General features: G+C 56.8%; 21 protein-coding genes. 15 read left to right on the top strand and 6 right to left on the bottom strand.

Going from position 1 to position 22189, the window contains the following annotated elements; all coding sequences use genetic code 11:
• The first annotated feature begins 149 nt into the window (after positions 1 to 149).
• From ACX3M4_RS26955 to ACX3M4_RS26935, 5 genes are all read left to right on the top strand, one after another.
• Positions 150 to 1232, top strand: a complete 1083-nt coding sequence (locus tag ACX3M4_RS26955) for a hypothetical protein (RefSeq protein WP_459356007.1) — start codon at positions 150 to 152, stop codon at positions 1230 to 1232.
• Positions 1229 to 1777, top strand: coding sequence for a c-type cytochrome (locus ACX3M4_RS26950; protein ID WP_459356006.1), 549 nt, complete (start codon positions 1229 to 1231; stop codon positions 1775 to 1777). The genes ACX3M4_RS26955 and ACX3M4_RS26950 overlap by 4 nt, the downstream gene beginning before the upstream one ends.
• An 81-nt stretch (positions 1778 to 1858) precedes the next feature.
• Positions 1859 to 2332 (top strand): GFA family protein, encoded by a 474-nt coding sequence (locus ACX3M4_RS26945; RefSeq protein WP_459356005.1) that lies wholly within the window; start codon positions 1859 to 1861, stop codon positions 2330 to 2332.
• A 396-nt stretch (positions 2333 to 2728) separates the two neighbouring features.
• Positions 2729 to 3052: a RidA family protein gene (locus ACX3M4_RS26940; protein ID WP_459356004.1), complete on the top strand. Its 324-nt coding sequence runs from the start codon at positions 2729 to 2731 to the stop codon at positions 3050 to 3052.
• A gap of 35 nt (positions 3053 to 3087) precedes the next feature.
• Entirely contained in the window at positions 3088 to 4347 is a 1260-nt protein-coding gene (locus ACX3M4_RS26935; RefSeq protein ID WP_459356003.1) for a D-amino acid dehydrogenase, read from the top strand.
• Between the two features lie 248 nt (positions 4348 to 4595).
• Here ACX3M4_RS26935 and ACX3M4_RS26930 read toward each other — a convergent pair whose 3' ends face one another.
• Positions 4596 to 5804, bottom strand: coding sequence for a cation:proton antiporter (locus tag ACX3M4_RS26930; RefSeq protein ID WP_459356002.1), 1209 nt, complete (start codon positions 5802 to 5804; stop codon positions 4596 to 4598).
• A gap of 394 nt (positions 5805 to 6198) precedes the next feature.
• Between ACX3M4_RS26930 and ACX3M4_RS26925 the strand changes: the two genes are divergently transcribed.
• The 5 genes from ACX3M4_RS26925 to ACX3M4_RS26905 all read left to right on the top strand — a co-directional run bounded on the left by ACX3M4_RS26925 (position 6199) and on the right by ACX3M4_RS26905 (position 11444).
• On the top strand, positions 6199 to 7377 hold the full coding sequence (locus ACX3M4_RS26925) for an IS481 family transposase (protein ID WP_459356001.1): 1179 nt from the start codon (positions 6199 to 6201) through the stop codon (positions 7375 to 7377).
• A gap of 225 nt (positions 7378 to 7602) precedes the next feature.
• Positions 7603 to 8361: a helix-turn-helix domain-containing protein gene (locus ACX3M4_RS26920; protein WP_459356000.1), complete on the top strand. Its 759-nt coding sequence runs from the start codon at positions 7603 to 7605 to the stop codon at positions 8359 to 8361.
• 323 nt (positions 8362 to 8684) lie between these two features.
• Positions 8685 to 9566 carry a M48 family metalloprotease gene (locus ACX3M4_RS26915; protein WP_459355999.1) on the top strand — a complete coding sequence of 294 codons (882 nt, stop codon included), beginning with the start codon at positions 8685 to 8687 and terminating at the stop codon, positions 9564 to 9566.
• A gap of 421 nt (positions 9567 to 9987) precedes the next feature.
• A complete protein-coding gene (locus ACX3M4_RS26910; protein ID WP_459355998.1) occupies positions 9988 to 10803 on the top strand; it encodes a tyrosine-protein phosphatase in 816 nt (271 codons plus the stop codon).
• Positions 10800 to 11444: a hypothetical protein gene (locus ACX3M4_RS26905; RefSeq protein WP_459355997.1), complete on the top strand. Its 645-nt coding sequence runs from the start codon at positions 10800 to 10802 to the stop codon at positions 11442 to 11444. The genes ACX3M4_RS26910 and ACX3M4_RS26905 overlap by 4 nt, the downstream gene beginning before the upstream one ends.
• Before the next feature lie 63 nt (positions 11445 to 11507).
• On the opposite strand, the gene ACX3M4_RS26900 is transcribed toward ACX3M4_RS26905, so the two are convergent.
• Positions 11508 to 12584, bottom strand: coding sequence for an AraC family transcriptional regulator (locus ACX3M4_RS26900; RefSeq protein ID WP_459355996.1), 1077 nt, complete (start codon positions 12582 to 12584; stop codon positions 11508 to 11510).
• A 196-nt stretch (positions 12585 to 12780) separates the two neighbouring features.
• On the opposite strand from ACX3M4_RS26900, the gene ACX3M4_RS26895 reads away from it, so the two are divergent.
• The 5 genes from ACX3M4_RS26895 (at position 12781) to ACX3M4_RS26875 (ending at position 18987) form a co-directional block, all read left to right on the top strand.
• Entirely contained in the window at positions 12781 to 13521 is a 741-nt protein-coding gene (locus tag ACX3M4_RS26895) for a hypothetical protein (RefSeq protein WP_459355995.1), read from the top strand.
• Positions 13522 to 13623: 102 nt separating this feature from the next.
• Positions 13624 to 15939, top strand: coding sequence for a DUF3604 domain-containing protein (locus ACX3M4_RS26890; RefSeq protein ID WP_459355994.1), 2316 nt, complete (start codon positions 13624 to 13626; stop codon positions 15937 to 15939).
• On the top strand, positions 15936 to 17012 hold the full coding sequence (locus ACX3M4_RS26885; RefSeq protein ID WP_459355993.1) for a hypothetical protein: 1077 nt from the start codon (positions 15936 to 15938) through the stop codon (positions 17010 to 17012). Before ACX3M4_RS26890 ends, ACX3M4_RS26885 begins: the two co-directional genes overlap by 4 nt.
• Positions 17009 to 17974 carry a peptidyl-prolyl cis-trans isomerase gene (locus ACX3M4_RS26880; RefSeq protein WP_459355992.1) on the top strand — a complete coding sequence of 322 codons (966 nt, stop codon included), beginning with the start codon at positions 17009 to 17011 and terminating at the stop codon, positions 17972 to 17974. The genes ACX3M4_RS26885 and ACX3M4_RS26880 overlap by 4 nt, the downstream gene beginning before the upstream one ends.
• The gene (locus tag ACX3M4_RS26875) at positions 17974 to 18987 is read left to right on the top strand and encodes a HupE/UreJ family protein (protein WP_459355991.1); all 1014 of its coding nucleotides are present in this window, start codon (positions 17974 to 17976) and stop codon (positions 18985 to 18987) included. Before ACX3M4_RS26880 ends, ACX3M4_RS26875 begins: the two co-directional genes overlap by 1 nt.
• 673 nt (positions 18988 to 19660) lie before the next feature.
• Here the strand turns inward: ACX3M4_RS26875 and ACX3M4_RS26870 are convergent.
• From ACX3M4_RS26870 to ACX3M4_RS26855, 4 genes are all read right to left on the bottom strand, one after another.
• A complete protein-coding gene (locus ACX3M4_RS26870) occupies positions 19661 to 20239 on the bottom strand; it encodes an OmpA family protein (protein WP_459355990.1) in 579 nt (192 codons plus the stop codon).
• 23 nt (positions 20240 to 20262) lie between these two features.
• Positions 20263 to 20682, bottom strand: a complete 420-nt coding sequence (locus ACX3M4_RS26865) for a hypothetical protein (RefSeq protein WP_459355989.1) — start codon at positions 20680 to 20682, stop codon at positions 20263 to 20265.
• Positions 20683 to 20837: 155 nt separating this feature from the next.
• On the bottom strand, positions 20838 to 21107 hold the full coding sequence (locus ACX3M4_RS26860; RefSeq protein ID WP_459355988.1) for a hypothetical protein: 270 nt from the start codon (positions 21105 to 21107) through the stop codon (positions 20838 to 20840).
• 195 nt (positions 21108 to 21302) lie between these two features.
• Positions 21303 to 21836, bottom strand: coding sequence for a hypothetical protein (locus ACX3M4_RS26855; RefSeq protein ID WP_459355987.1), 534 nt, complete (start codon positions 21834 to 21836; stop codon positions 21303 to 21305).
• Between the last annotated feature and the right edge of the window lie 353 nt (positions 21837 to 22189).

The raw sequence follows: 22189 nt of genomic DNA, 5'->3' as shown, positions 1-22189 counted from the left end.
AACAGCCGCCGTGCCCGAGAACCGAAACTGTCAAGCCTCCGGACAAGGCTCCGGGGGCAATGCTCTCCCTTTGTATTCAGAATGGCTGCAGAGAAAAAGTCGTGTCCAGGTTTCAACAAAGCGTCCGGTGCCGTGCGTTCGCGTGGCTGATGGCCGTAGCCGTTTTGGCTGTGGCCGGCGCTTCGGGATTGCTTGTACTAGGCGCACCAATTGCCTCCAGGGCTGCCGGACTGCCGGTCGTGGCCGCGCACGAGGCTCCTTTGACGCTGTTCGATACCGGGCTTTACTCCAACCCGGCCACGCTCACGGTCGATCCGGATCATTTTGCCTTTGCTCCCCGATACCCGCTCTGGACGGATGGAGCCGAGAAACGGCGATGGATATCGGTTCCCATGGAAGCCGTCATCGATGCCGCCGACCCGGATGCGTGGGATTTTCCGGTCGGCACGAGGTTCTGGAAGGAATTTTCATTCGCCGGCCACAAGGTCGAGACACGCTACATGGAGCGGCGTCCGGACGGAAATTGGCTTTATGCCACCTATGCATGGAATGACGACGGCAGTGAAGCGCGGATCGTTTCACCGAAGGGCAGGAAGGGTAGCTTCCCGCTTGAAAACGGACGCGCACACGACATTCCATCGCTAATGGACTGCCGCGCCTGTCACGCGTCAGCACCGGTCGCCGTATTGGGGTTCAGTGCGCGTCAGCTCGCAGGCGGCCTCTTCACGGAAGGCTCCGCGGCACCGGCGGCACTGTCGCCGGACCAGGCGCTCGCCGCCCTGCAGGCACGCGGGCAGATCAAGGACTTCGATCAACTGCAAGTCACAGCGGCATCGCCGCTCCGGACGGACCTGGAGCGCGCCGCACTTGGATATCTGCACGGCAATTGTGGCCATTGTCACAATTCTACCGGGCCGTTGGCGGCGCTCGGCCTGAACCTTTTTCAGTCTGCAGCCGGTCCGGAAGCGGGCGTCCTGTCCAGCCTGGTCGGACAAAGACTGAAATCACCGCCGCCCGGACTTGCGGAAAATACAACCTTGCGCATTGCAGCGGGGCAACCGGAAAGAAGCGCCGTTCCGCAGCGAATGGCCTCGCGCGCGCCCGCCCTGCAAATGCCCCCGCTCGGCACCGCGCTTGTCGATGAGCGCGCTGTCACAACTATCCGCCGTTGGATCACCGAGATGGAGACGGTCTCCCCCGGCCCCCGGCGGCAAACAGGAGAAACGGAATGAGAAAATATTTCAGGGTGGTTCTTGCTGCGGCGCTGACACCCGTCTTTGCCGGAGCCGCGGCAGCGGATCAGGCATCGGACAGGATCAAGCGGGGCGAGTATCTTGTCACGACCTCAGCCTGTCACGACTGTCACACGCCTTTCAAGATGGGCGACAATGGCCCGGAGTGGGACATGGAGCGCATGTTGTCGAGCCATCCCGAAAGCGAGGTTGTAACGGAAGGCCCGGCACTACCAGGACCCTGGGCAGCAGCAGTTTCAAGCACGAATACGGCCTGGGCCGGACCATGGGGGATCAGCTTTACGGCGAACCTCACGCCTGATCCGGAAACCGGGGTGCTGCGCGATTACTCCGAAGAGCAGTTCCTCCAGGCCATGCGGACCGGGCGGCATCTGGGAATGGGGCGCCCGATCCTGCCGCCGATGCCGTGGCCTGTCTATGGTCAGATGACCGACGAGGACCTGGGCGCGATCTACGCTTACCTGCAGCAGATACCCGCGATCAGAAACCAGGTGCCGGCACCGCTTCCGCCGAAAGCCAACTGACATACGGCCGCCGCCCCGCAATGCAACTGCGAGCGGCGCGGCGGCGTCACCTTCCAGGCATTCAGAAGAAAGAGGAACTCGATGAACGAACCGTCTGACAACGCATTGCACCTCTCCTCGGAGCAGCAGGACTGCCGTTTGACCGGAACTTGCTTCTGCGGCGAGGTGGCGATTGAGGTTATGGGGCCGCCGCTGGAAATGGGCTATTGCCACTGCAATTCCTGCCGGGCCTATTCGGGTGCACCTTTCACGAGCTACGCACTCTTTGCCTCCGGCCAGGTCACTCTGACCAGGGGAGCGGAATTTCTCGGCAGCTTCAACAAGACAGGCATGAGTGCGCGGTTCTTTTGTTCGCGTTGCGGCGGACATGTGATGAGCGAACATCCGGATGCAGGCCTTACCGACGTTTACGCCGCCATTCTGGAAGAGCTTCCCTTCCGGCCGTCCTGTCATCTCAACTATTCAAGTTCGGTTGTTCCGGTTCGTGACGGCTTGCCGAAACTGAGGGATTTTCCCGCTCATGCGGGTGGAACGGGGAAGACAATAATGGAATAGATATTCCTGCTGATTTATTTGATTCCGCCGAAACTAAACACAATATTTACTCCGCATTTCCATGGATTTAATTTACGAAATTCCGATAAATGTAATATCTCCAGGAACTATTCACATTCTCGGCCGACAGGATTTTTGATGAACTTGTAGCTTCTTTCATTATCTTCCGGGATTCATTAAGAAATTCGTTTAAATAACGCCTGAAGGCCTATGAAGAGTTGCTTGCCCGTATAAGAGAATGACGAGGGACTTTTTTCCCTATCCGTCAAGGCTCAAGAGCGCGTTCGAGCTGGGGACGCATTGCAGACTGGCAGTTCGAGGCAAGACTGTCCCATCAGTTTTAGGACCGGAAGCCGTCGAACCAGGTACAAACACCAACTGAATGGCGTCGGTGGTATGATCGAACATATCGAAACAACCAGGCGGATGAGCCGCATCGCAGAGCACAATGTGGTAGCCTGCCTCCGTGGGCAAGTCGGCGACGAGGAAACGAATGCCAGCCGGACGCCCTACCGCCTTTCTGGTGCCGACGCTTTGCGAGAAAGGGTGAGATCGGTGCGGGAACCCAACCCTGCGACAATCATCCGGATCGCCGGCATGGCCAAATTCACCGAAATGAACGAAGTTTGGAATGCTTGTGAGCCTGAAGGCAAAGCACCGGCCGATGCCTGCGGTGAGGCCAGGCGCGACCGGGCAGAGTTGAGGGCCGAAATCAACTGACCGCCGCCTACTGAAGCCTTCCGAAGGATGCTGCCATGAAAGTTGTCGTAATGGGAGCCGGGGTAATTGGTGTTACCACGGCCTACTACCTCGCAAAGGGTGGAGCCGAAGTCACTGTCCTCGACCGGCAATCCGGCCCCGGACTTGAGACCAGCTATGCCAATGCCGGCGAACTCAGCTACGGCATGACCTCGCCCTGGGCCGCGCCTGGAATCCCGGTGAAGGCGCTGAAATGGCTCTTCATGAAGCGCCGCCCCTTGTTCATCTGGCCGCTGATCAGCCCGACCATGTGGACCTGGGCTTGGCAGATGTTGCGCAACTGCAACGAGGAAAGCTACCGGATCAACAAGAGCCGAATGGTGCGCATCTCCAACTATTCGCGCGACGTCATGCCGGATTTGATTTCGGAAACCGGCATCGAGTATGACGGCCGCGCACAAGGCACGTTGCAACTGTTCCGGACCGAAAAACAGCTCAAGGGGTCCAAGGCCGATCAGGACATCCTTGCCGAGTACGATTCTCCTTACGAAGTGCTTGACCAAGATGGCTGTATTGCAGTCGAACCAGCCCTGGCAGGGGTGCGTCAGAAATTCGTCGGGGGTTTACGCCTGACCGCGGACCGGACCGGCGATTGCCGGATGTTCACGATCGCTTTGGCCGAAAAATGCGCCGAGATGGGTGTGGAATTCCAGTACGGTCAGTCTATTCGCGCCCTCGCCGTTGAAAACGGTCGCATTGCTGGCGTCGAAACCGAGATTGCCGGGCGGATAACGGGCGATGCTTACGTCTGTGCCCTCGGCAGCTACGGGCCGAAGGTCCTGAACCCCATCGGGGTGCGTCTGCCGGTCTATCCTGTGAAGGGCTATTCGGTGACACTTCCCGTCGTCGACGATGCCGAGGCCCCGCAATCCACCATCATGGATGAGACCCACAAGGTCGCAATCACCCGCCTTGGCGATCGGATCCGCGTTGCCGGAACCGCCGAAATCGCGGGCTATTCCAACCGGTTAGGCCCGCATGCGACTGACACCGTCCGGCACGTCATAGGGGATTTGTTTCCAAAAGGCGGAGACATATCCAAGTCAGAGGGTTGGACAGGCTTGCGCCCGATGACCCCGGATGGGACACCTGTCCTTGGGGCGTCGCGCTATAGCAATCTCTTCCTGAATACCGGCCATGGAACACTTGGTTGGACGATGGCGTGCGGGTCGGGCAGAGCGGTTGCCGACGTCGTGCTCGGAGCGAAGCCGGAAATTTCTTTCGATGGGCTGACGACCGAGCGGTACGTTGGTTAGCACTCTGCTTCGGTTTAAAGGATAAGCAACAGTCCAGGCTCAAGCGATGGTTTCTCCCAATGGCTTGAAGAAACTCGGGTGTCAGGTCAGCACGACAAAGCAGGCGTCCGCCGGACGTGAACCCGAAGGGCCTGGCATTCCAGGCTATGGGATTTTGTTTTTCGGGGCAGGCCCCAGGGCGGTTGTGATCAGCATTGATTGGTGGGCAAGGCGGGACGGGTAAAGGCTTTGCCTTGATCGCCCATGATCTATTTGTCTCGCTCCGGCAATCTATGGATCCTGAAAATTTCAGGTGCAAATCTGGCTGAAAAACCATGAACGAACGCGGAGACCAAGACAGCCGTGATCGCAATCACGAGAATTTTGTCGATCATCTGTATGCCTTCAAAATCCATAGCCACGAAAACGGCGAAAAGCGCCGTCGCCAATCCCCGAGGGCCGAACCAGCCATAAAAGAGGCGTTCGCTGGCAGAGGTCTTCGTGCCAGTGAGTGAAAGCCAGATCGCCAATGGTCGAACGACCAGTAGCGACAGAACGACGACCAGGAACATCGGGAGGGTCAGGAAGGCCATGGCCTCGGGGACAAACAGAGCGCCGATGAAAAAGAAGCTCAGCATCGCGAGAAACTGGCCATCGCCTTCGAGAAAATGCCGGGCATGCGACACGGAGCCAATTGCTGAATTGGCATAGGCAATTCCGGCAACAAACACCGCGACAAAGGAATTTCCACCGAAATGTTCGGCTGCGAAGAAAATGAAGCCAACCATCAGAAGCGTTGCAACCTGGCCCTGGCCGACTTCCATCAGCTTTTGCTTCAGGACATAGTTTCGTATCTTTCCGATGGTAAACCCACCTAGAATTCCAATGAAGGCCCCGAGCCCGATTTGTTCAGCGACCAGCCAGAGGAGTGCACCGCGTCCTGTTTCCGTCCCGGCATCTCCTGCTGCAAGCCCAGCGAAAAAAATTACAAATGGCAGCGCCAGTCCGTCATTCAGGCCGCTTTCCGCATTGGTCGTATCCCGGTAGTCTTGGGGAATGCGGTCATTGGACTGGATCGACTGACCGAGCGCTGCATCGGTAGGCGCCAACAACGCGGCCAGCAGACAGACTTCCCAGAGCGGCCAGTCAGGCAGAAATACGAAATTGATCGCGGTTCCTATGACGATGGCAAGCGGCAGGCCGAGCAGCAACATCCGGCTTGTCCGCTGTTCAATCGCAAACAAGGCTTCGCGGCGAAGAGTTGTTGCATCGGCAAAGAGAAGCAAGGCGAGTGTGACCTCGGCCAAATGATGGAACATCGTGGCCGCCTCCAGATCGAGCGCACTTCCCCCGATGCCGACAAACATACCGATCGTTAGAAACACCATCGGCATTGTTATGCCGACAGCTCCAATCCTGGCAGAAAACATGCAGTAAAGGAGCATCACGAAAGCGATGTATACGAGATCGTGTTCCATTGATTGCCTGGTTTCTCCCTGGCCGACTTCGTCGGTTCAAACTGGCCTGCACCCGCGCAAAGACCCTTGGTCAACAGGCACGATACGGTAACCGCGGCCGGTTGTCCGCTCCTCAATCCGTCCGGGCGACTGTCTTAGTGTCAACCGCAACCAACCAACTGACAAGCGGGCATCGGCCCGGTAGCTGCCTTATTGGTGACACCCTGAAAACCTTTGCTTTCAGCAAGAAGGCCGAGCAGGAACGTCTCGCCAGGTCAGCATTTGCACATCTCGAGTGGGACAAAAGGAGGAAAATATGCAGGAAAATCAACACCCCTAAATGCCCGACCTGAGACATAGGTGACAAAACGTTCCGGACACATAGGTAACACTTTCCGTTTTTCGGGAGGTGTCGATGCCGTGGCAAGAGGTGTCCAAAGTGGAGGAACGTCTTCGTTTCATCGCCCGTCTTCTTGATGGAGAAGGCATGAGTGGGGTTTGTCGCGATTTCGGTATATCCCGCAAGACGGGCTACAAGATCTGGAACCGTTATCAGCGGGACGGGATGGAAGCCTTGTGCGACCGGTCGCGTCGCCCGGTGCGCTACGCCAACCAACTTCCGGAGCAGGTTGAACGGCTGATTGTCTCGACACGCAAGGAGAAGCCGCACTGGGGGGCGCGCAAGATCCGGGAGGTGTTGGTCAGGAAGCTGTCCGGCGATGTGCGTATTCCCGCGCAGAGCACGGTTCATGCGGTTCTGGACCGGCACGGCCTTGTCAGCAGAGCCCGCAAGAGGCGTCGCGCCAACAAGGCCGCAGGCACGCCTCTTTCGGCTGGTCTTGCCCCAAACGATCTTTGGGCCGCCGATTTCAAGGGCGAGTTCAAGCTGGGCAACCGGCTCTACTGTTACCCTTTGACGGTCACCGACCACGCATCCCGCTATCTGCTGAGCTGCGAGGCCTTTGACTCAACGAAGGAAAAGCCGGTCCTGGACGCCTTTCTTGCCCTGTTCAAAGAGCGCGGCTTACCCGCTGCGATCCGCACGGACAATGGCTTGCCCTTTGCATCACCAAACGGGCTTTACAATCTATCCAAGCTCTCGGTGTGGTGGCTCCGTCTGGGGATCGGCATCGAACGTATCAAGCCCGGCCATCCCCAGCAGAACGGCCGTCACGAGCGCATGCACCTGACCTTGAAGAAGGAAGCCACCCGGCCGCCGGGCATGAACAGCCTTCAACAGCAGGCCAAGTTCGACGCTTTCGTGAGGGAGTTCAATGACGAACGGCCCCATGAAGCGCTCGCCATGAAGACCCCTGCGGAAGTCTACACAGCCTCATCAAGGCAATATCAGGGCCTGCCGGATCTGGACTATCCCTTCCATGACAGGGACGCCCTGGTCACCGCCTGCGGGCGGATCTGCATGCATCGCAAGAAGATCAACGTATCGACCGTGCTGGCCGGTCAGAAGCTCGGGATCAAGGAAGTGGAGGATGGTATTTGGCTGATCAGCTTCATGAGCTATGATCTGGGATACATCGACCTGGAGCAGAGAACACTACAGACAATCGACAACCCGTTCGGCACGAGGTTGTAACCCATGTCTCCGGTACAAACTGTTACCTATGTCTCCGGATCGGACATAAAGAGGAGTGGTGGGCCCGGAGGGCCTAGCCAAACTGAAGAAAATCAGTAGCCTAGCGGAAGGTGGGACAAAACACCTGCCTGAAGGATTCCAATGGCTTACAAAAGCCGTTGTCCCACCAATTTGCCGCTCTGCCTCACTCCAAATTTCTGCCCAGGCGGGTCTCTGGAGGCACCCATGAGCGAGCGTCGCCCGTTCCGGGAAGTGAAACTTCAGTGGCTGCGTCTGCTGAGCTGTGATGCCAATATCAACGACAATGCCAAGTGCGTTGCGCTCTATATCGTGACCGCACATGTGAACGGCCACACCGAGAAGGCGTGGCCGTCCTACAAGACAATTGCCGAGGCAACCGGCAAGAGCGTCAAGTCCATCCAACGCGCCATCCGAGATCTGGAAATCGGTGGATGGCTTTGCGTTCAACGCGGGAATGGCGTCGGGCACAATACGGAGTATTGCCCTACCGACGCCTCGATCCTAAAGGCCTCCGAGCTTCGAGAAAAGACGGACAAATCTGTCCCCCTCGCCTCTTCTGAAGGCGGACAGATCTGTCCCGAAAGGCGGTCAGATCTGTCCGGCAAAGGCGGTCAAATCTGTCCACCAAACAAAGAGAAAGAAATAAATAAAAAACCTAACGGGCGCGATGCGGGCGCGAAACCCGCTCCGCGCCGTTCCATTCCCGTCGTCATCCTTCCAAAGGCTCAGACCCGGCAGGTCGATGAGTGGAACGCCTGGCTGACCGAGAAGACCTTACCCGACCTGGCGCGGTTCAATCTAGCGACCAACGCGAACGGATCGTCCGGATATCAGCTTCCTGGTAGGTGGCCACCGGAAGATGGCTCAGATAGGGAGCGTGACTGCCTATCCTATTTCCTCAACCGACTGCCTGCGATTGCCCTCCAATCGGCCTCTCCTGCCTCCAACCGGCAAGCAGCATGATTGCGGGATGTACGACAAAATCAGGTCCTGGCGGCTCGCCAACCTCGAATTCTTGCGCGGAGCGGCCGATATTCGATTCCTTCGCTGCCGACGCAGGACTTCCCGTTCGTTTGGTTGCTCTCCAGTTCTTTCGAGCAAGAAACAAATTGAGGTGTTCGATAACGCTACCCACAAACTTCCGAGATTACACACGAACCAAGAGCCACTTCAGACCAGCTTTGACAGGATCGGAAATTCGAAACTCGGCCCGTATTCTTTTTGGTGCATTTTGGAAATTTCACACTAAAAAGTCGCAGTCAACAATATTGAAAACCGGAGTGCTTATGCTGAAAATTGTCGCGAGGATCGCAGCCATTGAGATTGTCCGAACGGCCTCTTTGGTAGCATCTGCAGCCGCTGCGTTCTGCATAGTGATGCTCTCTTTCAACATACTGGCGTTACCTTACTCTCTTTTCTACGGCGACATCCCGCTTGAGGCCTGGCAAGTTTTTACATTGATCTTTGGATTGGCGCTGCTGCCGGCTTTCATTGTTGTCCAAATGCCATCCGTCGCAGCTGCCAAATTCGACATCGATTTCGCAACGAGACGTCCTTCACAGCGGGAAATGGACTTGATCGACAAAGTCGAAACGATGCTTCAGGAAAGTTCAAGTGCAACCGGTATCAAACTTCCCAGAGTCGTTTGGCGTGTACGTGACAGCGGCGAAATCAATGCCATTGCCTACGGACATGACCGGGTAGGTTTCACCAAAGGGCTATTGATCAAGTATCAGGACGAACAATTCGGCATCGAACGCCTCGCCTGCATCGCCGCTCACGAAATCGGACACCTGCGCAATTGGGATACCAGGATCCTAATGTTGCATCATTATCTCAATCTGCCGATCAATCTTGGTATCGGCCTGGCAAATAGTACGATCAATCGTATCCCTTTCGTTGGGATGCTCTTCACCGCTATCACCGCGGTCCTGCGCCTCCCAGCCGACGCAGCTCACGTTCTCAACAGCTCGATATCAAGGCTAACAGAGTACGAGGCTGACCGGTTTGCCACCCGTCTCACGAAAGGCATCGGCATTTCAGAGATCCTAGACGATTTCGCGAAAATGGAAGACCAGAAGGCCGATACATTCTCAGCGTGGCTGATACGCTCTCATCCGCCGGCGGAACTACGGCAAGAGGCTGTATCCAAACAAGCGTCCAAATGAACAAATTAAGGACTTGATTTACGGATTGCTTTAACAACCCGCTGAGCTGCAAGTCCATTTTGCGCCCGAAAATCAGATGTTCCATCTCCCAAATCAACTCTTCCAAATGTGGCCATTCGCAGAATGGTGTCTTCAAACACGGGTTTAAGGACGTCGCGGCGGCAGGGTTCACCCTCTCCCTCTCACCAGTCTTGGGCGGTCTAGCCGCATTGCTGGCTCGCTTCCATGTGGAAGGGCTCTGATCTCAAGGCCGATTGTTCTGCGGGACCCTGGTCTAGGCAAACTGGCCTCGAAGGTGCCATAAGACTGCATCCTAGGAGTATTAGCGGAGTCCCCACGCTACTGTCAGCTATATATATCTGCTTCGTCCGACGGTTTGGAGCAATCGCCATCCAGACGCGAACCCGCGAGGAGAATACGAATGAACCCACCGCAGACTCCAGGGCAACAAATACCAGTTCCGACACTACCAAACTTACGCGACCTCGGAGGCTGGAAGACCTCAGATGGCAAGCGAGTGCGCTTTGCGCTGCTGTATAGGTCCACAGATCTCGACAAGCTGGACAAGGCGGGGATGGACGACATCGCGCGTCTCGACTTGCGCACCATCGTCGATTTCCGCACCGGGGGCGAACGTGCCGCGCAACCGGACCGGGTGCCGTCCGGTGCGTCTCTTCTCGTCTGCGACGTGCTGGCCGACTCCAAGGAATCCGCCCCCGCCCTGATGCCGAAGATCATGGCCAGCCCCAAGGACGCCGGAGACATCATTGGCGGCGGCAAGGTCGCTCCTATATTCGAGGCCGGATACCGCGAGATCGTGTCGCTGCCGAGCGCGCTGGCCGCCTACCGGAAATTTTTCACCGCCCTTGCCGACGAAACCCGCTGTCCGCTGCTCTTCCACTGCACGACAGGCAAGGACCGCACCGGCTGGGCGGCCGCTGTCACGCTGACGCTACTCGGTGTCTCGGAGGAGGACGTCATGCGGGACTACATGCTGACCAACGCCCAGCTGCTCCCGGCCCTGCAACCGGTACTTGACCAGTTCAGCGCAGCCGGAGGAGATCCAAATCTCCTGAAACAGATCCTCGGCGTGCAAGAGACCTATCTCGAAGCCGCCTTCGACGAGATGCGGAAACGCTTCGGAAGCTTCGACGCCTATCTCTCCGACGGCCTGAACATCGACGAAACCGTTCAAGCCCGGCTGCGTACCGCCCTGACCGAGGAGGCACGCGCATGAGCGATCTGACTGCCATCGACATCCTGATCGAGCCCGACAACACCGCACTTGACCGCGCTGCCGCAGAAAACACCCGGCTGCGATCGCAATTTTCGGACGGTTTCGCCCTTGATGCCCGGCACAAGCCGCATATCACGCTTCTACAGCGGTATGTCTGGACTGCGGAACTCGAAACCGTATACAGCACGGTGGAAAAGCTGGTCCGCACCGTCTCCTTCGACCGCTTGTCCTTCGAGGCCACCGCCATCAAGCACATGAAAGTCGCGACCATTCCCGGACATGGCCTCGCCGCCATCCTCGCCAAACCGGGAGCAGAAGTGCTGAAACTCCAGTCCGACCTGATCGCGGCCATCAAGCCCTTCACCGGCAGCGGCGGTACGGCAGCGGCCTTCGCGACCGATGCCGAGGAACCAGATATCAACGCCGACACTCTGTCCTATGTCGAGCGCTACGTCCCGGACCACAGCGGTGCCAACTACCTCGCCCATATCACCATCGGCCTCGCTCCGCTCGACTACCTCGACCGGATTGAAAGCCAGCCCTTCGACGGGTTCGGCTTTCACCCGGAAGGCGTCGGCATCTACCATCTCGGTAACAACGGCACCGCGCGCACAAAACTGAAATCGTGGGGTGGCAAATAATAGCAGGAACCGGTTCCGACCAGATTTCCGGTGCGTCTCCACGCCCGCTCAAGGCAGCAGGGCCTAGTCTTGGTACACCGTTCGAAACTCGCTCGGCTGCATTCCGCTAGCCCGCCGAAACGCCCGAGAAAGATGTGCGGAATTCGAATAGCCGAGTGTAGACGCTATCTGCGCCACGCTTAACCGGTCATCCTTGAGCAATTCGGCAGCTCTCTCAATCCGCAGTTTGCCAGCCAGATCACGATATCCCAATCCAGCACGGTTAAGTTCGCGCTGCAAAGTTCGGTTGCTGATATCGAGAGCCTGTGCCGTTTGTGTCAGGGACACCGATCCGGCCAGGACTTGCGTGCGAATTTGCGTGCAGATCGCACCAATCAGGTCTTCACGCGTCGCGGGTTCAAGCCGGGCACGAGCGAGATCCTCAATCGTGGTCGGGGGAACGGGCCCGTGCCCGGATCCTTTGCTCTCAAGTGCCTGCTTGTCAAACACGACCGCCAATTCGGCACACCCGAACAGAACCGGACACTGGAAGCAATCGTTAAAGTCCGCCGAACCGGAGGCAGGTTTCATGATATCCAGTTCGATCCTGACCGGTTGCCAGGTTTCCGAAATGTAATAACGGCAGATACTCATCATGACGCCAATGGTGCCCACGGCATCATGATGATATCCGGCGAGACCTCGCGCAGCGCTGGAATATGTGAAACGGGCCTTTTCCCCGATGATCGAGAGTGACAGCCGGTCGCCCTGGCTATGATACCCGATCGTTGCCTCCGCCCGCCTGATTGCACTACCAAGAGTTGCCGCGCCGAGAACATAGCTGCTCCACTTGCCGTAGCTTTCGAACGACAATTCAGGCGCCAGCAGCAGCCCCAGATTTGAGATGCCCGCCCGACGCGCAACAGTTTCAGCGAACGCCGACAAGGCGAAATGAGGAATGAAACAGTCGAGGTCTTCGATACGTCCGATATCAATCAGAGCCGCGCTGTTGGCAGCCTCCAGAACACGCTCACCAAATGTTTCCCGAACCCAGTCTGGCACACCTGTGAGCGCAGTGACACAAACCAACGTGGGAGAATTTCGTCCACGCAGGCTCAACTTAGCGGGCTTTGGCGCAAAATGGTTGTTAAATTTCGGCATGAAACAGTGTAGACCTACGTGACGTAACGTTCTCGTCAAATTTACAGATAACGCTTCCTTGCCACGCCGTGAAGCCCAACAGATAAATCGATTAAAATTTTCGAAAGGGCAATCGATGATAACTGCGCGTTCCGGTCTAGCTGTCGTCCCTTTGGTGGCCGCCCTATCGTTGCCGAACGGGGCAGCAGGCGCCGACATGGCGGCGGCACCCGAGACTTCCTCTGTCCCGGTTGAATTGGCGGTTCCGGACTGGGAAGTCCAGACAACGCTCTATCTTTGGGCAACGGCGCTTGACGGCTCTCTGGGCAGCGGCAACCTTCCAGAGGCCGGCCTGAACGTTCCCTTTTCCGAGATCCTGGACAACCTCGACGGAGCGGTCATGGCGGATCTCTTCGTCAAGAAGGGAAGCTGGATGTTCCTCGGCGATATTGTCTGGGCAAATCTCTCCGACAAGACGACGTTGAAAGTCGGCAATTCACCGACCCTGAAATACGACCAGCAGCTGCTGATCCTGTCCGCCATCGGCGGGTACGAGTTGCCGTTGAACGTCAACAAACTCGATCTCAATGTCACCGCGGGTGTGCGCTATCAGCAGCTTTCTTCGGAAACGACACTTCAGTCCGGGACATTCCCAATCAGCGTCAATCACGACAGTACCCATGCCTGGGTCGATCCCATCGTCGGTCTGGCGATGCAATACGACATCAACGACCGTTGGGCAGTCAAGGGGCTTGCAGACATCGGCGGTTTCGGCGTCGGCTCTCAGTTCACCACGCAAGGCTTCCTGTCCGCCAGCTACAATTGGACGGACCATTTTTCAACGGCTCTCGGCTACCGGGCGCTTTATACGAATTACGAATCCGGCTCAGGGGCAAACCGGTTTGACTACGAGGGAACCTTGCACGGGCCGTACATGAGCCTGGGAGTTCGGTTCTAGGCTGGGCACATATTGGTCAAGGACAGATTGGAAAACGAAGCGGGACAATCGGCATTTTACGGTTTCGTAGGTGGCGTCACCCCGTCCGAGGAGGGTTGAGTAATGACTATTCACAAAACGGTTCTATTGGCCACAGTCGCAGGCATTGCGCTCTGCGGGGCAGCTAGCGCGCAGGAACGCAATGCCTATTTCGGCGAAACCCACGTCCACACCAGTTGGTCCTTCGACGCTTATATCTTTGGCAACCATCTCACCGGACCGGCCGATGCCTATAATTATGCCAAGGGTCAGCCGATCAAGCACCCGCTCGGCTACAACATCCAGATCACCACGCCACTCGATTGGATGGGGGTAACCGACCACTCGGAATATGCCGGAGTGGTACGGCTCGCAAACGACCCTGATTCTACGATCAGCAAGCTGCCAATCGCCGAGAAACTGAAGGTACACGACGCGGCCGATATCACGAGGATCTATCTTTGGCTTGGTGAGAGCATGATCAACGGGCACCCGATCGCCGACCTGGTTAAGCCGGAAATCGCCAACACCGTTTGGCAGGAGAATAATAAAGCTGCGGATGCCGCCAACGAGCCCGGCAAATTCACGGCATTCTGTTCCTACGAATGGACATCGACGCCGAAGTTTCGCAACATGCACCGCAATATTTTCTTCAAGGACTGTGCAAAGGTACCGGCAGCCCCTTACAGCGCGCTTGACAGTGAAGTTCCGTCCGACTTGTGGGCATGGATGGACAAGCAGCGTGAGGCTGGCAACGAATTGTTTGCAATCTCGCACAATGCCAACGTCTCCGGCGGACTGATGTATCCGACCGAAGTCGATATGACCGGACGCCCCATTGATCAGGCCTGGGCTGAGGCACGGTCCCGCAATGAGTTGCTGACAGAGATGAAGCAGATCAAGGGCGCTTCAGAAGCGCATCCGCTGCTGTCGCCGAATGACGAGTTTGCCAACTTTGAAATCCTGAATTTCCTGCTTGGCAACCCCGAGGACGCCTTTGTTACCCTTGGCGGAAGTTATGTTCGCCAGGCCCTCAAGGACGGCATCGCCATGCAGCAGTCTGAGGGATACAACCCTTACAAGATGGGCGTTGTCGGCGGTTCGGACTCGCACAACACAGGCGTTCCTTACCGGCAGGAAAACTTCTTCGGCGGGCACGCCCGGCTCGACGGTACGACCAAGGAACGCATGGGAGGTCACAATTTCACGGGCCTAGATGTGCGCTCTGAAAACCCTGCTGGCCTGACAGGCGTTTGGGCGGAGGAAAATACCCGGGCGTCGCTGTTCGAGGCGATGCAGCGCAAGGAAACCTTTGCGACCAGCGGCCCTCGTATGCAGATCCGCTTCTTCGGCGGCTGGAACCTTTCCCGCGAGATTGCGAACCGTGAAGACTGGATCAAGGCATCCTATGCTCAAGGTGTGCCCATGGGCGGCGACCTTCCAGCCCCGGATGGTGTGACGCGTTCTGGAACCACAATTCCACATTTCGTGGTCTGGGCGCTGAAGGACCCATCAGCGGCCAATCTGGATCGTATCCAGATCGTAAAAGGCTGGTCGAAGAACGGCCAGTCTTTCGAGAAGGTCTATGACGTCGCCTGGTCGGATGACCGCACGCCGGATCTGGTGACAGGCAAGGTACCCCCGATCGGATCGACGGTGGACATCGCCAGCGCCACCTATGACGACAGTACCGGCAAGACCGAATTGATCGGCACCTGGAGCGACCCGGATTTCGATCCCTCGCTGGATGCGTTCTACTATGCCCGTGCGCTGGCGGTTCCCACCCCGCGCTGGACCACCATCCAGGCTGCCTCACTCGGCATCGCACCGCCGCAAACGGTGGCCGCCACCGTTCAGGAGCGCGCCTGGTCGACGCCGATCTGGTACACCCCGACAACCGATGCCCGCTCAAAGGCAGTTGCCGGCAAGACAACCGATGATCTGACGAAAGACGGTGCCGTTGCTCTGACCGACGACGAGCTGAAAACACTGGTCACCGGCAAGTATCTGTGGCTGAAGAACCTCAATACCAGCGGGCTGATGAAGTCCCGCTGGACCGAAGACGGCCTGTTGATGTTCATGAACGTTGATCCGCGCATTCCCCAGCCTTCCGAGTTCGGCAATTTGGCCGCGCATTCCTATCTGGGTGAAGCCAATAGCGCCTATTCGATTTCGGACGGCAAGATCGTCACAAATTTCGGCAACCGGGACTACAGCTATACGGTCTACAAGCAGGAGACAGCGGATTCGGGGGCGAGCGGCAAGTCTGAACCGGTCTACTACTTCGCGCGCAGCAACGAGTTTGGTTACGCCAACTATGAGGTTGTCGCACCGCCGACCTTCCTCGGCACTGAAATCACCGACGCGGTCGTTCCCGCGAAAACCGTTCCCGGAAAATGACACCGCAGCGAAAGACGATTGCGGCCCTGACACTCGCCGGGGCCGCAATCTTGCTCACGACAGCGCAGTCTGTCGCCTGTGCAATCTGTATGGTTGCGATGAATGTCGCACCGGGACAGAAACTGGGCAATGCCGATATTGCCGTTCTGGCCTGGCCGTCGCCCGCCGGCGGCTGGCAAGTCCTGACCCGGCTAAAGCCTGCGAATGGAGACCCGGTGGACCTTCATTCTCAGAACGGCATAGGCGAAAGCGTGGATATTTCAGGGGACATTGCCAACAACCAGGCCAATCTTCTCGTGCGCGACAGCCTGGGTTACCGCTGGACAAGCCTTGGCACGTTTGACCTGAACTATGCGGGCTGGTTGACGTCGCTTGCAGCGTTGCCGGAACCAACAACAGTTGACGAATGGCTGACACGGCTGGAGCTTGTTGCTCCTCAGTTGGAATGCGGCGATCCAGGTGTTGAAGACCTGGCGCATGGGGAACTGGCACGAGCGCCCTATCCCGCATTCAGAATGCTTCGCGGCGTTTTCTCCACTGCCGAATTGCGAAAGCGCATCGACAACGAAACCAACCAGTCCCGCCGCGCTTCCTACCTCCTGCTTCTCGGACATTCCGGCGAGGAGGAGGTGGTAACCTGGCTGAAGGAACATACCGGTTCAGCCTTGAAAAACGACGACAGTACGGATCTGGCCGCATTGCTTGCTGCAGAACTCGAACTGCTGGGACCGTCGCACCTTGAGTGGATTGCTGGGAACATCCTTCTCAAACCCGGTACGCCGCCTGCAATGATTGAGGCCGCTTTGTTGGCGTTGGCCGTGCATGGCGACGAAGACCAGAGCATTCCTCGGTCAGATATCGTCGAGATCCACAAGCGCTTCATTCAGGCAAAACCCCCAATGGCCGATTACGTGGCAACAAAGCTGATGGACTGGAACGATTGGAGCCTGATCGGCGACTACACCGGTCTCCTTGAGAGTGGCGCAATCACAAATCCGGCCACCGAATTCGCGGCAACCCTTTATATCGAGACTGGCCGGGACGCATTGACCGGAAAGGCAACGCAAAAGTGAACGATACTCCGAAAAATGAGTTTCAGGATAACTCACTCAGGTTCTTGCTCGCAAAGGCAGCGCGTGAACCTCTTGTCCATTTCGTCCTGGGCGGCACGATCCTGTTCGGCGTCTGGTTTTCATTTGCGGACCACCCCACAAACGAGATCGCAGACGAGATGCGGATTGAAATTACCGAAGGAGACATGCGGCAAATCGGCATCGTGATGCTTTCGCAGGGGCGTCAACTCCCCAATGCCGAGCAGATGCGTGAATTGGCAAAACAGGAAGCCATTCAGCGAATACTCGTACAGGAAGCGATTTCACTCGGCCTGGACCAGCACGACGAGATCATTGAGCGGCGCCTGGCGCAAAAGATGGATTTCCTGCTGACCGATCTTGCAACGCTGACCGAACCCGATACGGAAGGGCTGAAGACCTGGTACGCGGCTCACAAGGATCTTTTTGCACTTCCTCCGCGAGCGAGTTTTCGTCACCTTTATTTCTCGCAGGACGAAAGAGGCCTGGACAATGCCAAGGCGGCTGCAGCCAGTCTGCTGCCGACACTTGAGGGTGTCAAACCCGACGATCCGGGTATCAAGGCAAAAGCTGACCGGTTCATGTTTCGCGACTACTACGGAGGCCGGACACCCGACGAAATCGCACGCGAATTCGGACCCGGATTTGTGGAGGCCCTATTCGAGCTCGAGCCAGGATACTGGCATGGTCCGGTTCGCTCCGGATATGGCTGGCACCTGGTTTGGGTCGATACAATCGAACCCGGTGGCACAGCCTTGTTCGAGACCGTGGAAGAAGACGTGCGAGCAGCCTGGCTGCAGGAGCGATACAGTGAAATCCGTGATCGCGCCTACGAGGAAATGCTGTCACGCTATGAGATCGTGATCCCCGATCCTGCAAGCGTGGACTATACGTCCGCGACGACCGCAAGCCGCGCGCCCTCGGATATGGTGGCAGACCAATAATGTTCACCAATCTAATCAGGATCCTTCCACTGCTGGCGCTTCTTGCGTCATTTGTTCAACCGCTGGTAACGCAAACCGCACGAGCGCATGACGTTCGCCCGGCCTATTTGCAGATCGAACCCCTCGCGGCCGATCGCTACACTCTCATCTGGCGAACACCGGTCCTGTCCGGAGCGCCTTTGCCTGTAGCCCTTGATCTGCCACCACAAGCCATTGCCTTGTCCGAAGCAAGACGCCAGAACATGCCGGGGACCACGGTGGAGCGTCTGGCAGTGGAGATCCCGGGTGGAATCGACGGAGAACGTATCGGGTTTATCGGCCTAGAAGGTACGATTACCGATGTCCTGGTGCGCATCAAACAGGAAGACGGTTCCGTCTCGACCACGCTAGTTCGGCCGTCCAGGCCCTGGATTGACATCCAGAAGAAGCAAAACACTCTCCAGGTGGCAGGCACGTTTTTAATACAGGGAATCGAACACATCCTTTTTGGTTTCGATCATCTCCTCTTTGTCGCAGCCCTGATGCTCATTGTTCGAAACTGGCTTGTCCTGGTGAAGACGATTACCGCATTTACCATCGCTCACTCGATCACGCTCACCTGTGCGACACTGGGCTGGATTGCCCTCCCTTCCGGCCCGGTCGAGATCATGATTGCTTTCAGTATTTTGCTGGTGGCAGCCGAAATCCTTGCCATGGAGCGCGGTAGATCCAGCCTCACCATAAGCTCGCCGTGGATCGTGGCTTTTGCATTTGGTTTGTTGCACGGGTTTGGATTTGCCGGAGCACTCCAGGAGATCGGCCTGCCTCAGGGTGACATTCCGTTGGCACTCTTCTTTTTCAACGCCGGTGTAGAAATCGGACAACTGTTGTTCGTGGGGGCAATTCTGCTTGTTCTCGCCGCGTTGAAAAAAGTCGTGAGACTTCCGCGACGGTCTATTTCCACCGCTGCATATGCAATCGGTATTATCGCGTCTTTCTGGACTATTGAGCGCTTGTACGGGACTTTCGCCTGACCGGCATCGCATAGCTACTTCTACCAGACAGTCCGCTTGCCCTCCTGTAGCTGATTGTAGGTCTTGGCATAAGCAGCCAGTCCATATTTCGCGCTCAAATCAGACGTTCTCGATTTGAATTAGATTTCTGCTAGCAGACCTTCTCGTTATCGATAAGGTCTCCAAGCAATGCGAATTCGATGCCCTGCTTGGCCCACGGTCTGACTGATGCCTCTTGTCTCCGACCGCAGTTGCAATCACGCCACCAGAAAGTGGGCATATCTTAAACGACAAAACCCACTTCAACCAGCACAGCTTTGACATCCGGCATCTATCATCAACAGTCAGGCTGAGCTCAAGGGCATCCCAACGTGTCGGACGTGCCTTCCGAACCATCGTCCAGGCATTCTCCTGGGGGACTATCAGGCCCCTCAGCACCAGCAACAATGTCAACGCCCGGCTCGCCGAGCCCGGTATCCGAGCCGGTGTTTGACTGGCAGGCACTCAACGTTGCCAGGACTAGGAGCAGCGCGCTGCAGATGCGAATAGGCGACATGATGCTTTCCACTTGCTTGATTGATACTTTCTGCGGGCAGGCGATATGCACCTGATTGTCCGGAGTATCACACTTGCGTCCTGCTGCGCCCGAAATTGTCCCTGGTCGGGGCACTTTCGGGCGTCAGGAACTCTCGGCTTACTTGTAGCCGAGGTTGATCAGCTGAACGCGCCTGTTGACGGCTGCGTCCGGATTTGAGGGATCGCGCAGCTGCTCCTCGCCAAGACCGACGGCAAAGAGATATTCGCCGGGCACCCGGAACGTGGTGACCAGCGCCTCACGGACGGCCTGGGCCCGCTTGATGGAGAGCTCCAGGTTGTATTCACGCGCTCCCTTGGCGTCGGTATGACCGACAATGAAGAATGTCTGGCCTGCCAGATAGGGCGTGTGCAGTGCGTCCGCGATCAAACCCACGGTTTCATAGGATTCCGGAGCGATGTTTGCGGAGTCGAAATGGAAAGTGATCTCGACGTTGAACTGGCGCAGCGTTGCCAGCTTGTCCGCCAGGGGCAGAGTATTGGGCGAGTTGGCGCCCGGATATTTCTGGATGTTTTCGATGGCCGCTTTCTGCAGTGCGTCGGCGCTGATGTCGACTTCCTGCTGGGCCCCTTGCAGCGAATTGATGATTTCGTTACGGCTGAGACTGGTCTGCGAAAAGGCCGCCGCCGTTGAAGCGATAAGCGCGGCGACAGTGCCGGCCAGAAGATATTTGTTCATGGAAATTGCCTCTTGATCCTGGCTTAACGGTAACCGGCGAGGTCGATCGCACTGTTACATTTGCTGCTCACTGATGGCTGTGCCTTCAAGAGGCAACGCAGCATATGGCCCGCGCCGGGTTTGACCCCCTTGCAATACTGGGCCATGTCGCGATTGCAGATTTGCGCGACCTCGGCCTGGGCTGCCAGCCGGGCCTGGATCAATCCGATGACGACCACGCGGTCGGCATTGCACTTCTGCGATATCTTGGACTGGTTTTTCTCCAGGCAGGCCGTAATGCCGTTGTTTGCCAGCGAAGCCGATTGGCAATGGGCCTGAATGTCCTTGCCGCAGCTTGCAGCCAGGAGCTTGATCGCTTCAGCAAACCCGACGGTCTGAGAAGCAGCCGCAGATGCCGACAGCAACAGGATACTTGCTGCGATGGCTAACCTTCTGAATTTCATGATAATTACCTATAATTGATAGAAGCTTCGATTTGCAATCATGTAAATGAGCTGCGTGTATCTTGTGCGTTCGGGAGAACGCACAAGATACCCTGACATTTCAAGATCGATCGGCCTCTGGCCGATCGACTGATTTCAGTCGGACGACCTCTGGCCTAGTCGACATTTCCGATGTACTTGGCCTGATTGATTATTTCCTGGCATTTTGCTTCGTCGCCCTTTTTCCTTTCGGCATTTGCGTTTTCGAGAAGCTCACGCATCTGTTCCGCCGTGGTTTCCGCGATTCCCTGTTCCTGGGCGTTGACGATCGCATTTTCCACCTTGTCTATATCGGCCGAACAATCAGCCAGCGCGACAAGGGGCGATGTAATCGCAACGACCACGAAAACTATTGCTCCAATTCCAGAGTGTATAAGCTTGTCCATTTACTAATCTCCCGCTCTATTTACTTTCCCTTGTGACTGGGAACGTTAAGAAACGAACTGATTTCTTTTTAGATTGATGAGAGACACAAATCTTGCTGTCCAATTACCCTGCACATCTAGTTTGCGCCTAGTCGCGCAAGCCATGCTTACGGCCAGACGCAAATCTTGTGATCACTTCACAAATCGGACCAGCCGCTAGCGCCACATGACCCGTCTTGCGGTTCTACGCCCAGCCCTGCGTGCAACTCCCGCATAAGACAACGGCGTAAGTGGCGCTCCAATCAGGTCAATGAAGAGCGAAGCCCAGGTGCCGGAAACCTCCGACGGCCCATCGAGCACTTCCACCTCGTAAACGAGGTCGCTACCCTCCAGTGTCGGGTTTTTGAGCACCAGTGTGACCTCGACCGCCTCACCGCCATTGTCTGCGGTCAACACAGCATTGGGCGGGTCTTGCTTGAAGCTGTCGTCGCCGGTAGCCCAGTGATCGACAAATTCCTTTGTCGTCACACGGCCAACGATGCGTTCCGGCCGGTCGGAAAAATACAAGGTGCTTGCACTTGCACCCGTAAGGGTCAGCTTTCCGCCAGACAATTTGGCGCCGCCGCTGTTCTGTACGAATAGCAGTTCGGCTTCTTCCTCGGCGGCGATAGCCGGGGCGACTGTTGCGCCTGCAGCTATGAGACCCGTTGCCAGAATTGCATCTCGTCTGTTCATTTTTCCGATACTCATGCGTCATTTCTCCTAGTGTTAAGCTGGCGAAAAAAGCTGTGCGCTTCCCATCCCCGGCGAACTTGAAACGTGCGACATCAGGACGGCGGAATATTCATACCGAGGCTTATGGATGGTCGCCGATATGCCGTTTTCGGTAAGACCTGCCGTTCCTGCCTTAAGCGTTATGAAGCAGATTGTGATCGCGGCCGACTGTTCCCTGTGCCGATCAATCCGCATTCATTGGTTTTCCTGTATCTCAGGTTAAATCGATTAAGTCGGAAGAGCCTCCGACGGCGAAACTGCGTACATCGGTGGGAGAGCATCTTTCAGCGCCAATAACACTCAGCGTTTTCCATGCTTCAATAGCAGGA

It is taken from the genome of Roseibium sp. M-1, assembly GCF_054515675.1.
Note: the sequence above shows the minus strand (reverse complement) of the source record. Positions and strands in the feature narration are given on the sequence as shown.